Origin of the sequence: Parasegetibacter sp. NRK P23 (genome assembly GCF_023721715.1) — a bacterium.
Classification (GTDB): Bacteria; Bacteroidota; Bacteroidia; order Chitinophagales; family Chitinophagaceae; genus Parasegetibacter.
Window position 1 is genome coordinate 1,178,372 of the sequence record NZ_JAMDLG010000001.1, and the last position, 15,500, is coordinate 1,193,871.

Consider the following 15,500-nt stretch of genomic DNA (forward strand, 5'->3'; position numbering starts at 1 on the left):
ATTTTATTACCTGGGAGGTGATAGAAATAATAAGGATTAACCCGTTACTGGCGGGTATGAAATGGTTGTAAGAAAGAAGGAATCATATTCTGAAAACCTGCAACAGACTACTGCGAAAGGATGCAGTGCGGGAAAGGTGTGCGGGAAATGGCAAGCGATCGATGAAGAAGAAGGAATATCCGGGGTAATAAGGTGCGAAGATGGAAACGAGGTCGTAACCGAAAAGTTTCGATTTTTTAAGCAGCGTCCATTGAAGTGTATCGTCTTCAGTTTCTTCGGCTACAATCAGTTCTACCTCCTGTTCGGCGGGCACTTTCTGAAACTGCAAATCGTTGGCGCAGATGGGGAGTAGTTGTGTTTTGAAGTGCTGGTGCGCATGGTCCACCTTCAGGGCCGGGGCATACGACCTCACCGCATGGTACGCGGTTGCCTGCGTAGCATGATTTCCGGAGAAAAGGAAAACGGCGAGGGGTAAAAGTATTCTAAATAGCCACTTCATTTGAAGTGGCTAAATTAGTACAATGGTTTGAAATATGAAATCTCCGTATGTTAAATAGATTTTAATGCGGGGTGCGACCCTCTAATCTGGTGGCCATTTTTTCCCGGAGCTGCCTGTATGCTTCCTGTTCCGGCACCAGTTCCGCGGCCATGGTACTCCAATGTAGCGCACGTTTCAATTCGCCTTTGTCCTTTACCGCATTGTAAAAATGAGAAGCACATACAAAAAAACGATCCGCCACGCCTTCTACGTAACTTTTTTTCATGAACTCCTTCAATTTATCAAACTCTTCCTGTTTGGTGCTGTCGTACTGGCCGGTTAAAAAAGGCTGCATGAAAGCATCGTACCGTTTTTGGTTTTCCTCCCTTACCTGCTGAACAGACATGGGCAGAAATTCCTGCAAAAACAGATTGACGGCCGCTATCAGCTCAGGAACCTTCCCCGCTTTATCGAAGTAACCGATTTGTTTCGCTTCAAAAAAATGTTGGAAGAATATGGGCATACCTGGTATTTGTTGCGCAGTACCGATCCATTTTTTTGCCTGTTCCAGACTGTCATTTTCCAGGCATTTTTCCACCTCCTGCTGTAACAGGGAAGCGAATTTGTAGGCCATATCGGCTTCTTTTGCAGCATGAGCGCTATCGCCGGTGAACAGAATATCCTTGTGGCGCATGATGTGATCGAAACTTTTCGCGGCAATACTGTTTACATTGTCCGCCAAAAATACAAGCGCGGGCAATTGCTTTTTTTCAGCCAAAGACAGGGTGTTCAGGTACGCATCCAGCGGAGCGGTATTGTTCATTTCCAGCAGCGAAAGTTTGGCTATATACATTTTCAGAAAAGCAGTATCCTGCTTGCCGGTTTCAAACTCCTTACTCATTCTATGAACCGTATATGGATCTGAAACAGCTTTCAGCGCCTTTGCGGCTTCACCGATGAAAATCTGCTGATCGGGGAAATAGCCAATGGCCTTGTGTACCAGTTCGCCATCATTTTTAAGATACAGGAAAGTGGGATATGCCCCTACATTGTATTGTTTGGCCAAAACGCTTCCTTCAGTCGTTTCCGCATCCAGTTTATAATTAATGAAGGAGGCATTATATGTTTCGCCCACCGCATGTTGCGGAAAAATATTTTTAGCCATCAATTTGCAGGGTCCGCACCAAGTGGTGTAAACATCTACAAAAACCGGTTTCCCCGATTGCTTTGCTTCGGCCATGAGTTGTTCCCAGGAGCCTTCAAAAAACACCATTCCCTTTTGCTGGGAAAATCCCGCGCAGGAGCAGATAGTGAGCGCTGCCAGTAGCAGCGCTTTATGGAAAGTAAATGACATGTTGATTGATTATAACCTTTATTAACGTGGGTTCTGGTCCATGCCGGTGGCGGCGATCACCGTTTGAGGAATAGGAAATACATACCTGGGATCGTTGGGCGGCAATTCAAAGGTTTGTCCTGCAACGGTGCGTTGCAATTTCATGGCGAACCTGGTATCGCGGTTGAACCTTTTGAGATCCGTCCACCTGATGTTGCGCGCCACCAGTTCTTTCCTGCGTTCCAGGATTATCTTTTCCAATATTTCAGTTTCATCGGTTGAAACCAGCGGCACATAAGTGCCCTGAACATATCTTTTTCCGAGCAGGCTGTTCAGGTAAAAAAGTGCCTTGGTATAATCGCCATCCCGGGCATAACATTCAGCGGCAATGAGGTATGTTTCATCTGTTGCCAGTCCGGTAAACCTTGACCATGCGCCACCATAATTGCCGCCAAATGTGATCGTAAGCACTCCGGTTCCCGGATCTTCCACGTCAAAGAAAAATGTTTTGCGCAGGTCGTTGGCATCATACAAATTGTAAAATGATTCCGTGACGGGAAATTTATAATCGAAGCTATACGCAAAATTGGGGATGGTCAAATGCATGAGTACCTCCTCATTCATGGTGGGAAAACGGGGATACGCGAATGGATCAAGGTCATTGTAATCCATTAATTCGTCTTGTATATCCAGTTGTTTCAGGGCATTCTCCAATGCTTTGTCGTACCTGCTCATGCTCAGATAAATGCGGGCGAGCAAGCCGTAGGCGGCTGCTTTGGAGGAGCGCGATTTGAATTTCGCCTGCGCGGGCAGCAGGTTGGCGGCCAGCTCCACGTCTTTCAGTATTTGATCGTAGGTTTCCTGGAGTGTCGGGCGTTTGGAAATGGCAAACACATTCGATGCAGTTCTTATGGGCACGCCTTTCAGGGTGCCGGCTGTGGCGGCCTCGTACAATGGCGCATACAACGTGGCCACTTCGTACAAGGCCATCCCGCGCTGAAAAAGGGCCTCCCCCTTTATGGTATTTTTTTCTGTTTCACTTCCACTGCTGATGCCCTCCAATCCTTCCAGGATCACATTGGCATTGTAGATGCGGCTGTAAGGTACGTTCCAGTCTGTTGCCTGGTCGTTGGGCAGGTATATCTCTTTGCTCCAGGTGTACGCATTCTTTTCGAAGGCGTTGGTGATGCTTTGGAAATCAAGGTCATTGTGGTACAAATCTCCCGCGGCCAGTTCGCTTACCGATCCGGTAAAATTCATTTTCTGTACCTGGTCGAGTATCATTCTGAAATCTGCCAGGGTTGAGGGGATCAGTTGACCTTTGGGTTCAATGTCCACAAATTTTTCGCAGGCGCTTAACATGAGCGCCATTGAAAGCAGGAGTATATAATTTATTTTTCTGTTCATTGGTGTCGTTTTAAAGATCAACTTTAATACCTCCGGTGCAGGAGAAAGGTATGGGCAGGTAATTGGAGAAACCGAGCGGTACAAAATCGGGATCTATGCCATGTTTGTTGGCCCGCCAGAGTATCCCAACGTTGTCGAGGTATACATACAGCTGCACCGATTTCAGCACCCCTTTTTTCACGATAGCGGCCGGCAGGTCGTAAGAGAGGGTTACATCTTTCAGGCGGATATGGGCTGCATTTTCCACCAGGATATCTGCGAAGCGGTAGGCTTCATCTCTGTTAAAATCGTAGCTGTTGTAATCTGCCGCGGAGGGAACGTTGGTGATGAGTTCATCACCGGGTTGCTGCCACCTCAGGGCATAGTCGCTATGTCCTGTTCCTCTTCCAATGCCGATGGCGTTGAGGGCGTAATAATTGATGGAAGACCTCCTGAACTTGTGTCCGAATTTGTAGGTGACAGTAGCGCTCAGGTTAAACCCTTTCCATCCCACGTTGTTGTTCCATCCGCCAAAGTAGGTGGGTTGCACGGGGCCGTTGTACACAAGTTGGTCGGGGGGTAAACTGGCGAGGATGGTGGCATAGTCGCCAATATTTCCTTTTTCATCGAACAACTGTGGATTACCCTGGTTGTCGAGCCCAGCCCATTTATAACTGTATATGGAATACACCGGCCTGTTGAGTATGGGCATTACGTTGCGGTCGGCATTCATAAAGTTTTGGGTACCGCCAAACATATCATTGGTTTCAACGGTGGCGATAGCGGTTACTTTGTCTTTGGCATGGCTGAAGATCAATCTTGAATTGAAGGTGACGGTTTTACCGGTATGGTAATTCAGTTCAACATCGAAACCCTTTCCCCGCATAGCTGCCACGTTAGAGCGGATGGTGGCGAAACCGCTGGATGGGTCCAGGAAGTGATCGCCCAGCAGGTCGCGGCCGGATTTGCTGAACCATTCCACGCTACCGGATAATTTATTGCCTGCGATACCGAAATCAATGCCCAGGTTCAGCTGGCTCACTTTTTCCCATTGCAGCAACGGATTGGCCGGGGAGGTAATGTTGGCCGTTGGCTGATTGGTCATGGGATCAATACTGGCTTCGGCAATGGGGAAAGCCGATTGTGCCGGGCTCACGTTTCCATTGAAACCATAAGTGGCACGCAGTTTAAACCTGGATAGTAATGGCGCGTTTAAGAATGGCTCCTGCAGCACATCCCACGCAGCGCCTGCCGACCAAAGCGGTACATTTCTATCCCTGGGGCTTACCCCAAACAAACTTGATTTATCCATACGCCCACTGGCCGAAACGGTGTATTTGTGGCGGAAGGTATAAGAGGCATTGCTGTAAAAAGAGGCATAGCGGTTTTGGATTTGCCTCATCTGATCCTGCATAGCGCCCGCGAATGCTAAAGGAACCGGGAAATTGTATATCAAATGGGGGAAGTAGCCAGACTGATCTATATCTACAGAAAGCAATGTACGGTCGTTGTAACCATAGTAGGTGTTTCTGGAAGTCTGGTAAAGAATATCGCGGAGTTCCATCCCGCCAATTAAGGCCAGTGCGTGATCGGATCCCCATTCGTTGGTATAGTTCATTTGTCCGCGGAAGGTGTTTGAGCCACGTTTGCCATGGTTGTTGAGCAATACGCCGCCCACCGGCACATAATTCATGACGCCGCTGCTGTCGGGCATTATCTGGCTGAACGTATTCGCGATATTGCGGGCATAGTAGGATTCAGGGCTGCGTATGTCTTTGTTTTCAGAGAAGTTTCCTTCGAACTGATATTTAAGATCGGCCGTCAGGTTCTTGTGGAGGCGGTAGGCCAATCCAACGGTGATGCGTGTATCTTGTCCCCGGGTAGTATTGTTGCGGAAACGGGGTTCATCGGCCGGACGGTAACTCCAGTCCTGCATACCAAAGCCCTGCAGGTAGTTGTTGTATTCTTCAGAGATGTCTCTGGGTGCCGACAGGGCGTTTCCGGCCGCATCTCTAAGTTCCTGGTACGGAAGGTAGGCATACTGCGTTGTAAGTGTGGAACCGAGCGACATAGGCGATTCTCCCTGAAGACCGAAAAGCCCCAGGCCGTTGGCCTCATTCTTCGTCCAGGCCAGGTTCACCCCAACATTCAGGTCCAGCCGTGAAGATAGTTTGATGGCGTTATCAGCACGCATGGTAATCCGATCCAATCCATTGCCCCTTTCCGCACTTAATTCTTTGTCATAACCAGCTGAAAAAAAGTAACGCATCCATTCGCTGCCACCCTGTATGTTCAACACATGCTGTTGTTGCACGCGGTTGCGGTAAAACTCATCTGAATACTGATTTCTCAGATCAATACCGCTTAACCTTTTTAATTCAGCATCTCCCTGCGCGGCGGAAATAACACCGTTTTGCACATCAAACAAAGTTTGAACCACTGGCGACAAAGGAATCCGCTGAAGGGGAGGTTGGTTGAAATAATTATCGAAGCGCCCATCTTCGAACCAGGACTTCTCCAGGTTTACATAATCCGGGGTAGCCATAAAAGGCAGGTAGAAAAGATCCGGTTGCTGCGCCACCATGAGGTGGCTGCGCATTTTAACCACCGGCTTCTGGTTGAACGATCCTTTTTTGGTAACAATCACCACCACACCGTTTGCCGCACGTACCCCCCAGATGGAGGAGGCCGCCGCATCTTTAAGAATGGTAATGCTTTCCACATCGTTAGGATTGATATTGCTGATGTCTCCTTCAATAGGAAATCCATCTACCACATACAGGGGCTGATCATTGGAATAGATCGTGCTTCTGCCCCGGACTACTACCCTGGGCTGCTGATCTACACTGTTCCGGTGAAAGGAAACGCCACCTGCAAATCCTTCTAATCTATCCAGTATATTGAGCGTTGGCCGCAGTTCCAGTTGTTTGTTGGAAACCGTACTGAACGAGCCGGTGGCCCTTTCTTTCGGAAGATTCTGGTAGCCTGTGTTCACGACCTGCACTTCCACCATCGCTTCCGGGTTCGGTCGCAGCAACAGGTTACCCACCGTGAGCGGCTCATTGCCCGCCACCACGATCTCTCTGCTGATGCGCCTATGCCCTACCAGCGATATTTCCAGGGTATAGTTCCCTGGAGATACATTGCTGAGAAGAAATGTTCCGTCCAGATCGCTGGAAGTCCCTTTGTTGCCAGGCATAAGCCTTACCGAAGCACCGGCAACCGGGTTCCCCAAAGAGTCGACCACCCTCCCTGAAACAGGTTGCGGCGCTTCCATCAGCGACGAATCAGATGGCTTCCCTTCTGTAACCCTTGCTTTTAAGGGTGATACATTGATTGTTTTACTGGCAATGCTGTATTTCAGCGGCTGATCTTTGAAAACCATGTTCAGGAAATCGACCAGTGGCATGTTGCTGACGTTCAGCCGGAGTTTCCTGGCACCGACCAGCGCGTTTTTAGGATATAGAAAAAAATAACCAGTTTGATTTTCCACTTCCGTGAATACGGTTTCCAGCGTTACGTTCTTCCCGGAGTAACTCACTGTTTGCGAGAAGCTTTCGGCGCTCACATTCAGAAAAGCCAGCATGGTGAGGATAAATGTTAGCTTCATAACTAACAACGTTTTGGTAATGAAACGGCGGTCCCAACGGGCGGATCCGCCACAATAAGCAGTTTTTAACATACTTTCGCAGTGTTTGGGTGATGAATGAACAGTTCTCGAAGACTTTGTTTTGTTGGTTACCTGAACATACTGCCGGAAGTGTTGCAACCACCTCCGGCTTTTTGTTGGAACCATGTTGAATGTATTATACCATATTTACCTGTTTTTTGAAATAATAAGCGTTCTGTTTTCAAGCCTTGTGGCAATGTTATAATCAGCTAAAAAACGCATTACATCTTCCAGCGCAACCCCTCTGTCCATTTTCCCCTGCAGGTGTATATCGGGTATTGCACCTTCATACTTCACCTCAATATCATACCATCTTTCCAGTTGTTTCATTACCTGTTTTAAATCGGCGTCCTGGAACCGGAATATGCCATTCTTCCAGGCCATCACCTGTTCAATATCGGCCCGTTGCACCACTTTTGTTTCCGGGCTGTTTGCCATTACCTGTGCCTGTTGTCCGGGCCGTATAATGGTGCCGTTCACTTTCACGCTGCCCTCCAGCAAAGTGGTATTAATGGATGCTTCGTTCTCATAAGCGTTCAGGTTAAAATGTGTACCAAGCACTTCTACTTCCGCAACATCCTTCACCTGCACTTTAAAAGGCATCGCGGCATTTTTCGCCACTTCAAAATAAGCTTCACCGCTCACTTCCACCCTTCGTTCCTTCCCGGAGAACACGGTGGGATAGCGGATGGAGCTGGCCGCGTTCAACCACACCCTTGTGCCATCGGCAAGTGTCATATTGAACTGGCGTCCTTTCGGGGTGGTCATGGTATTGTACACCACTTCGTTGCCGGTTCCCTCATATACCAGTTCGCCGTTAACCACGCTGGCGGTGGCGCCTCCCTGCAAAGCGACAACAGCTTGCTGAATACTGTCCAGCAAAACCTTCGATCCATCGGCCAACGTCAGCACCGCCCCGTTGCTTCCGGGAACAACCGGCAATGAATTCCCAGCAACGGCAGGGGCAGCCAGCTTGCTGTTGTAGCTCGTCCACCAATATGCACCAACAAGCATCGCGAACAGGATTGAAGCGGCCACCCACCAACGACGAACGAAGTAACCTTTCCGCACGCGACCGGGCATTTTGGGAACAGACACTTCCCGCTGTTGCTGCGCAACAGCCTGTTTGATTCTTCCGGCCATTCCTGCTTCAAAATCCTTTTTGCTGCCCCATTCCGGTTCGTTCCAGGTGAGTTCATCCTGCTGAAAACTTCCCAGGAAGTTCACCAGCATTTCTTCTTCCCGGATGGTGCCTTTGCCGTCCAGCACCCTGTCTATGATATCAAATAGTTCTTTTTTTGTCACGCAAACTGTGTGTTGATGATGAGTAGAGTAAAAAGATGGGGGTATCCCCTAGTGTGCAGGAAAAAATATTGAGGGCGCTATTTTCCCAGCAGCCATACCAGCAGTCCGGTGCTGACCAATCCGCCAAGCGACTGTTTCAATTCTTTCAAAGCCCGGTTGATATGGTTCTCCACGGTTTTTACGGAAATGCCCAGGCGTTCACCAATCTCTTTGTAACTCAGGTTTTCTTTCCTGCTCAGTTCGTATACTTCGCGGCACTTTGGCGGAAGTCCGTTAACGATCACATTGATTTGCTGCACCAATTCTTTGTGTTCCAGGTTACCATAAGCGGTTTCCGTATGCAGCCTTTCATAGATGGCGTCAAAGATGTCTTCCCTCACCTGTTCCTTCCTGATGAGTTTGTAGAGGGCGTACCTGCACGATGCGTACAGGTATGCTTTCAGGGAAAGGCGCACATCGAGTTGTTCGCGGTTCTCCCATAAACGCACAAAAAGATCCTGGATCACGTCTTCGCAAGCGTGTTTGTCTTTCAGCAAATGGTAGGAATAAAAGAACAACCCCTCCCAATATTTACGGTATATAACATCCAGGGCGTTTTCGTCTCCGCGCTTCAGTTGCAGGAGCAGCGCCGCCTCATCGGATGGGAGGTTGGTGTTGGGTTGCATGCGCCAAAATTAAGGATAGGCAGGGGTAATAGGTGAATCGGGGTCAAACAATTGAAAACCTCAGCTTATTTTTATTTTTTCAGCAAGATCCTTGAAGTATTGAGCACTCCAGATATCAAGTACTGAAGGATCGGGAATGAAGCGGACGATATCTTCCTTTACCTGGGAAAACGAAACCTGGTCTGATTTTTCTTTCAGCAGCCGCACCAGTTCTTCCCGGGTGATGGAGTCGGTCTTCCAATCCCCGGTATCCCTTGCTCTCAGCATAAAATGATGCAGGTTAACAGGTATATTCTTCCGTATATACCATTCAAGGTCGTACCAATCTCTTCCTTTTACCCGTTGCTTCCATTTTCTGAATAAAAGGGCGTGCATTTTTCCAGCAAACAGATCTGGCAGGGTAAAGCATTTTACATAAAATGAAAATGGACGCAGCAATAGTTTTTCTTCTGTTTCAAACCCTGGTGGTGGGGCCTTATCCACTTCCAGTTTTATTTTGATGCCTGGCGACAACTGAACGCCTGCCTGTGGAATGATGTTTTCCAACACCAGTTCTTTCCAGATCGTTTCTGATTTCAGGAAGGCGGAATCAATCCCCGACTGAACTGATTTTTTTTTCTCTTTCACGCTAACTTGCATACCTATGGCCTGAAACTCCGTTACAATGCTATTGAAATAGGGTTCAAAAGAGAAGTCGGGTTCAGCTTCCAGCAGCGAGAAATCAAGATCCTCTGAAAACCGGTTCAACCCATAAAATATCCGCAGCGCCGTACCGCCATAAAAAGCGGCTTTTTCGAAGAGCCCCGCCCGCTGCAAACCAGCCAGCGCCACTTCCTGCATGATCTCGCGCAAAGCGGCTTCCGCCTCAACCCTGTTGGCCGGTTGGTATTCCTGTATCCATTCTTTGATCATAGTACTTCAATCGTTTTAATGAGCATTTCCAGACTGCTTTTCTTAGGAGCATCTTCTTTCCATGCATGAATGACTGCGAGATCGAGTTGATGTAACGATTCTTCGTTTATGCGCAGGTCTTCCAACAGGAAATCCTGTGTTTGCCTTATACTCCGGAGCGCAATCCCTGAAGTAACCACAATCTTATCGCACAGCGCTTTTTCCGGCGAGGCGATCAACACTGTTTGCCGGGGAGTGAGTTGTAAACTTTTTATACCGAAAGCATAATAAGGCATGGATGCATGGATGTACTGAAATCTGCCGGAAGGGGTTTTAAAATTCTTCGAAGATTTCAACGTTACGGAACTCACTTCATATACACGTTCTGGAATAAGTCCCCAATGCGAGAGTGCGCTTTCAAGCGAAACATAGCTGGGACCCCAAAGGTGATTGGCCACCAAAAAAGGCTCAGGCCCGGCTATCCCAAGCTCGGGGCCCGGCACGTAAAGTCCACGTTTTACTGCCAGCAGTTTGCCCTGCTTCATCAATTCGTTCACTTTATCATTCGGCCTCTTGTACTCCCTGAGCATATTCAAAATGAGTTGCCGCGTGAGTGGCTCTTCCGCATAATTTCTGGCAGCAGTTTCAAATCTCATCTTGTAAAATATTTAACCAATAATCGGAAAAAATCCGATTATCATCAAATTTTCTTACAATTAATTGTGAAATAAAATATAGATAATCGGAAAAAATCCGATTATCTATACAAAATTGTACATACCGTTATCACCTAATCTTCTCTGCTCCCATCGTCGGCCATACGCACCATTTTAGGAACAAAGTTCGCGACCACATCCACCAATCCGGTCTGTGCACTCATCACTTGATGGATGTCTTTGTAAGCCATGGGTGCTTCATCCAAACCCGCGCCTATTAAAGTAACGCCGTGCGCCTTCAGCACATCGCGCATCTCCTGTTTGGTGATGCTTTTGAAAGCCTGGGTTCGGCTCATCCGGCGACCGGCGCCGTGGGAGGCGGAAAAAACTGCCTGCGTTTCTCCTTTACCGCGCACCAGGAAACCGGGCGCGGTCATACTTCCGGGGATAATCCCCATCACCCCCTTTCCCGCAGGGGTGGCGCCTTTCCGGTGCACGATCACTTCTTCCCCGTTCAGGTTTTCTTTCCAGGCGAAGTTGTGGTGGTTCTCCACTTTTCCAAGCAACTGCGCACCAACGGCATGCAGCATTTTCTGGTGGATCACCGCATGGCAGGCGGAAGCGTAATCGCCCGCCAGGTTCATGGCCAGCCAGTATTCCTGCCCTGCTTCTGTGTCAAGATCAAGGTAGGCCAGGTTGGCCGCTTCTTTGGGCAGCACGCACAGTTCTTTTGCCAGCCGCGTGTAATGTCCCGCGATGGTGGCCCCAAGACCACGGGAACCCGAGTGCGTCAGGAAAGCGAGGTATTTCCCTTTCGCTATCCCCATGGCTTCGTCTTGCGCTGCGAATTCCATGATCCCCCATTCAGCAAAGTGATTCCCTCCGCCTGAAGTACCCAGTTGCGTGGCGGCCTTATCTTTCAAAGCAGCCGCTGTTTTGATTTCCCGGAACACTTCACTTTCCAGCACCGCATGTTCGGCCATTTCTTTCCCCCGGAAACCGTTTCCGGCACCGAACTTCGTTTGCGCAATCAGTTCACGTTTGAACTTCGCCTGGTTTTCCAGGAAGAAATCAACTGGAATATCTGTAATGGATAAGGCCATCCGGCAACCGATGTCCACGCCTACACCATAAGGAATAACCGCGTTCCGTGTCGCTAATACGCCGCCGATAGGTAACCCATAACCCTGGTGGGCATCGGGCATCAGGGCGCCGGCAACCGTAACGGGTAATTTCATGGCGGTGCTCATCTGCGCATGGGCACCGGGTTCTATGAATGCTTCTCCGTAAACAGCGAATCCGGCAGCGTTATCAATAAGTGGAATCTCGTTCGAAACCGGACCGTTCGCTTCTTCCACCATAGCGGCGGCAACGGCTCCCCAAACGGGATCATCGAGAAAGTTTTCCGGGTGTTGATTCAGTTTGGTCAAAAGGGCCATCAACGTTTCAGTTTCCAGTGTTGCAAACTGGTGGGAAAGCTCCAGGATCATTCCGAGTATCTTTCCTTCTTTAAATCCGGCGTCTTTAAGGGTTTCGCCGGTGATTTTCTTTTCCATTTTTTACAATTGATCCGTTAGTAAACATGTTTCGCGCAGGGTTGAACACTTTTTTGTTTGCTCGCAAAGTCGCACTGCTTCGTTTATCCCGCTTGCTGATTTGTTTCTCGCAACGGCGCAACGTTGGAGCACTTGTTTCCGGGCGGCTTATCCCTTTAAGGAAGACCGCAAGGGATGTGCCGTGTTGTTATTTACCTGCTGCGTTGCAAAGATGTTCATGTTGTAGTGCAGCCTATCTGCGCAGTAAGTTATATTTTCAGAGAAAGATACAGTTATTTGATAATCAATATTTAGTGACAAGAAAATGAAGAATTTCATTTGTTTATTTAAAATCTACGCAACTCTATTGCGCAGTACTTTTGCAACTTGCCGTACATTCACACCAAAAATATTTTTATGGCGATCCACAAACTGGCCCTGATCCGTTATAAAACACTGGACGAATGTTTCCGCAACAAATACCGGAAATGGACACTCGAAGACCTGGTTAATAAAGTGAGCGAAACCCTGTACGAGGCGGAGGGCATTGATTCCGGTGCCAGCAAACGTACGATTCAGGCCGATATCCAGGTGATGCGCAGCAGCAAGCTCGGCTACAACGCGCCCATCATTGTGCGGGAGAAAAAATATTATTGTTACGAAGACCCTTCCTTCAGCATCACCAAAAATCCCGTAAATAAGGCCGATATTACAAAGATGAAAGAAGTGGTGGGTATTCTGAAACAATTCTCAGGATTCAGCTATTTCGACGCCTTCAATGAAATGGTGACACGACTGGAAAGCCATGTGAACCAATCGGCACAACAAGGGGAAACCTGTATTCAATTCGAGCAGAACCCGCTCCTGAAAGGACTGGAAAACCTCAACCCGCTGTACCAGGCGGTGTTTCAGCAAAAATCTTTGCTCATCGAATACCAATCTTTCAAAGCGAAACACCCCGCACAGCAAATCTATTTCCCCTATCTTCTGAAGGAATACCGCAACCGCTGGTTCCTGATCGCGCGCGAGAAACGACACGCACAACTGATCACGCTTGCACTGGACAGGATACTCAGTTTCCAGCAACTTCCTTATGAACCATTCGTTCCCTACAAGGGCATCCCTTTCGAACGGTATTTCTCCGACCTGCTGGGGGTTACCAAATCTGAACGCGACCGCGCCTTTAAAGTTATCCTGGAAGTGGATGCCGCAAATGCGCCTTACGTGAAAACGAAACCTATTCATCCCTCGCAAACCATTCTGAAAGAAGATGAAAAATCGATCATCCTCCGGCTAGATGTGGTATTGAACTTTGAACTGGAAAAAGAGCTGCTCGCTTTTGGCGAATGTTTGAAAGTGCTGGCGCCAAGGGCACTGCAAAACAGGATCAAAAAGCGGGTGGAGAAAATGATGGGGAATTATGCGGGCGGCACAGCCTAGCGAAAAGTGACCTGGCCTGAAAACCGAAGGCAGCGCAGGGCTGAAACAAATGTTGCATATGCGCAGGAAATAATGTTCATCAATCTTTTGGACTGGCACTATAACAACCTTCCCCTTCCGTTGTGTCACTCACTGCATCGTCCGGAGGGCTATTGAGCTATACTTCCCAATATTGTTCCACGATATACTTGATTATCCCTGCATAAGCTTTTGGATGCGGCGGTTGCGTGAATACCCTGAACTGATCGTGCGTGGTATGAAACCCCATGTAAAAAAGCCAGAAACCAATGGAGAGGTAAGGCACGGCTTTCAGTTCTTCCTCACTTACGGCGCGGCGTTCCCGGTACCCTTCCAGGAAAACCTGGTAAGCATTATCCGCCGCGTCCTGTGTGATGCGGTTGGTGTAAACATCCAGCACGAGGTGTTGCCAGAACGACATCATATCGTTCACCTGCCAGCCGTACCCCATAAAATCGAAATCGAAAAGCGTGACCGCGTCGCCATCAAAATGGAAATTCTTTGGGAGGAAGTCGAAATGGCAATACCCATGTGAGAAATGGGATGTATCCGTTTGTGAGAACCTTGTCTCCACCTGTTTTGCCATTTGCTGCAGCCAGGTATATGTTTCCTGGTCGTCCGAGAATACAGGTTTCAGTCTTTCGAGCGGGGTAAACAAGGTGGTATTGAAATCGAATGTCCACCGGGCATTTCCTTTTGGAAACGTTGACGCGGCAAGGTGGAAGTCGGCCACTTCCCGGCCCAGATTTTGGAGCTGGCGTTCATTCGGTATTCGCTCCGATTTTCCAGAAGCGTAACTGAAGAGTACCGCATACCTGGTTCCTTCTACCGCATTGATCTCCAGGATGGCTTCGCCGGCGGCGGCTGTAATTGGGTAAGAAACGGAAACACCAGCATTTTTCAGGTGCAATAACAAATCAACTTCTTCTTTTATTTGCGGAAGCGTGCGGTGGGACGACCTGTACACCCTGAGAATGTGTTTTAGGTTTTGCGATTCAACAAGATAGGTGTCGCCAACACCACGCACCAGGAAAGTGCATTGAACATTGCCGAGGCCGTAGTGGCTTGTAATCAGTTGCGCTAATGATTCAGGGTCGAGGGTGGAATAGGTGGCGGGAAAAACAGGTTTCATGAAGACGATTTAAAACGCAAGGGTTTGCAAAATAAAAAGCCCCGCAATAATGCAGGGCTCTATCGGCGGAGACGGCGAGATTCGAACTCGCGATACGGTTTCCCGTATACACACTTTCCAGGCGTGCTCCTTCAACCACTCGGACACGTCTCCGTATTTTTCAGGACGGCAAAGATAGCAAAGTATCCGATATGAACAAGTTTTCCTGTAAACCGCTTTCTTACAAGTGTTTACCCTACACCTGCCATTCTTTTTCCCGGAATCCATACTTTTGAAACCACAAAATTCCGCTTCATGACTACCTACGCAGAAATCTTCGAAAACAACCGCCAATGGGTGGCCTCCAAAACAGGGAAAAACCCCGACTTTTTTAAGAAGATCGCGCAATCACAGGAACCGGAGTACCTGTACATCGGGTGCAGCGACAGTCGGGTAACAGCGGAAGAAATGATGGGCCTTGAGCCCGGAGAAGTATTCGTACACCGTAACATCGCCAACCTGGTGAACGCCGGCGACCTGAACGTGCTCGCCGTGATCGAATATGCCGTGAAATACCTGGGTGTAAAAAACATCATCGTTTGCGGGCACTACAACTGCGGTGGCGTGAAAGCCGCCATGCAGGCACAGGACCTGGGCATCCTCAATCCCTGGCTGCGCAATATCCGCGACGTGTACCGCCTGCACAAGGAAGAACTGAACGCCATCCAGGATGAACGCCAACGCTACAACCGCCTCGTGGAACTGAACGTACAGGAACAATGCATCAACGTCACCAAGCTCGCCACCGTACAACAGGGCTTCCTGAAAAACGGGTACCCCGTAGTGCACGGCTGGGTCTTCGATCTGGAATCAGGGTTATTGAAAGACCTGGAACTCGACTTCCCCAAAATCCTGCACAACATCCAGGAGATCTATGACCTCACGGGAAAATAAAGCGGCCTTACCGGCAGCTTTTTCAGCGTATATTTAAGGTTCAACAACCTGTCTTGCC

The 15,500-nt window shown here is 48.7% G+C and carries 12 protein-coding genes and 1 tRNA gene; 2 read left to right on the forward strand and 11 right to left on the reverse strand.

Annotated features, from left to right (window positions below; translation table 11 throughout):
* Window positions 1–82 precede the first annotated feature (82 nt).
* The 9 genes from M4J38_RS04650 to M4J38_RS04690 form a co-directional block, all read right to left on the reverse strand.
* Window positions 83–499 (reverse strand): hypothetical protein, encoded by a 417-nt coding sequence (locus M4J38_RS04650; protein WP_251758366.1) that lies wholly within the window; start codon window positions 497–499, stop codon window positions 83–85.
* A gap of 61 nt (window positions 500–560) precedes the next feature.
* Complete coding sequence (locus M4J38_RS04655; protein ID WP_251758367.1) at window positions 561–1,832, reverse strand: thioredoxin family protein; 1,272 nt, start codon at window positions 1,830–1,832, stop codon at window positions 561–563.
* 21 nt (window positions 1,833–1,853) lie between these two features.
* Window positions 1,854–3,218 carry a RagB/SusD family nutrient uptake outer membrane protein gene (locus M4J38_RS04660; protein ID WP_251758368.1) on the reverse strand — a complete coding sequence of 455 codons (1,365 nt, stop codon included), beginning with the start codon at window positions 3,216–3,218 and terminating at the stop codon, window positions 1,854–1,856.
* A 10-nt stretch (window positions 3,219–3,228) separates the two neighbouring features.
* Window positions 3,229–6,807 carry a SusC/RagA family TonB-linked outer membrane protein gene (locus M4J38_RS04665; protein ID WP_251758369.1) on the reverse strand — a complete coding sequence of 1,193 codons (3,579 nt, stop codon included), beginning with the start codon at window positions 6,805–6,807 and terminating at the stop codon, window positions 3,229–3,231.
* 207 nt (window positions 6,808–7,014) lie between these two features.
* On the reverse strand, window positions 7,015–8,172 hold the full coding sequence (locus tag M4J38_RS19790; protein ID WP_251758370.1) for a FecR family protein: 1,158 nt from the start codon (window positions 8,170–8,172) through the stop codon (window positions 7,015–7,017).
* A gap of 77 nt (window positions 8,173–8,249) precedes the next feature.
* On the reverse strand, window positions 8,250–8,837 hold the full coding sequence (locus M4J38_RS04675; RefSeq protein WP_251758371.1) for an RNA polymerase sigma factor: 588 nt from the start codon (window positions 8,835–8,837) through the stop codon (window positions 8,250–8,252).
* A gap of 60 nt (window positions 8,838–8,897) precedes the next feature.
* Window positions 8,898–9,749, reverse strand: coding sequence for a nucleotidyl transferase AbiEii/AbiGii toxin family protein (locus M4J38_RS04680; RefSeq protein ID WP_251758372.1), 852 nt, complete (start codon window positions 9,747–9,749; stop codon window positions 8,898–8,900).
* A complete protein-coding gene (locus M4J38_RS04685) occupies window positions 9,746–10,384 on the reverse strand; it encodes a hypothetical protein (RefSeq protein ID WP_251758373.1) in 639 nt (212 codons plus the stop codon). Before M4J38_RS04685 ends, M4J38_RS04680 begins: the two co-directional genes overlap by 4 nt.
* 134 nt (window positions 10,385–10,518) lie before the next feature.
* Complete coding sequence (locus M4J38_RS04690; protein ID WP_251758374.1) at window positions 10,519–11,940, reverse strand: RtcB family protein; 1,422 nt, start codon at window positions 11,938–11,940, stop codon at window positions 10,519–10,521.
* A 396-nt stretch (window positions 11,941–12,336) separates the two neighbouring features.
* Between M4J38_RS04690 and M4J38_RS04695 the strand changes: the two genes are divergently transcribed.
* Window positions 12,337–13,359, forward strand: a complete 1,023-nt coding sequence (locus M4J38_RS04695; protein WP_251758375.1) for a YafY family protein — start codon at window positions 12,337–12,339, stop codon at window positions 13,357–13,359.
* Window positions 13,360–13,516: 157 nt separating this feature from the next.
* Here M4J38_RS04695 and M4J38_RS04700 read toward each other — a convergent pair whose 3' ends face one another.
* Together M4J38_RS04700 and M4J38_RS04705 are read right to left on the reverse strand one after the other, a co-directional pair.
* Entirely contained in the window at window positions 13,517–14,509 is a 993-nt protein-coding gene (locus tag M4J38_RS04700; RefSeq protein WP_251758376.1) for a phosphotransferase enzyme family protein, read from the reverse strand.
* 66 nt (window positions 14,510–14,575) lie between these two features.
* Window positions 14,576–14,662 (reverse strand) — tRNA-Ser (locus M4J38_RS04705).
* A gap of 141 nt (window positions 14,663–14,803) precedes the next feature.
* Here M4J38_RS04705 and M4J38_RS04710 point away from each other — a divergent pair.
* On the forward strand, window positions 14,804–15,442 hold the full coding sequence (locus tag M4J38_RS04710) for a carbonic anhydrase (RefSeq protein WP_251758377.1): 639 nt from the start codon (window positions 14,804–14,806) through the stop codon (window positions 15,440–15,442).
* Window positions 15,443–15,500: the final 58 nt, after the last annotated feature.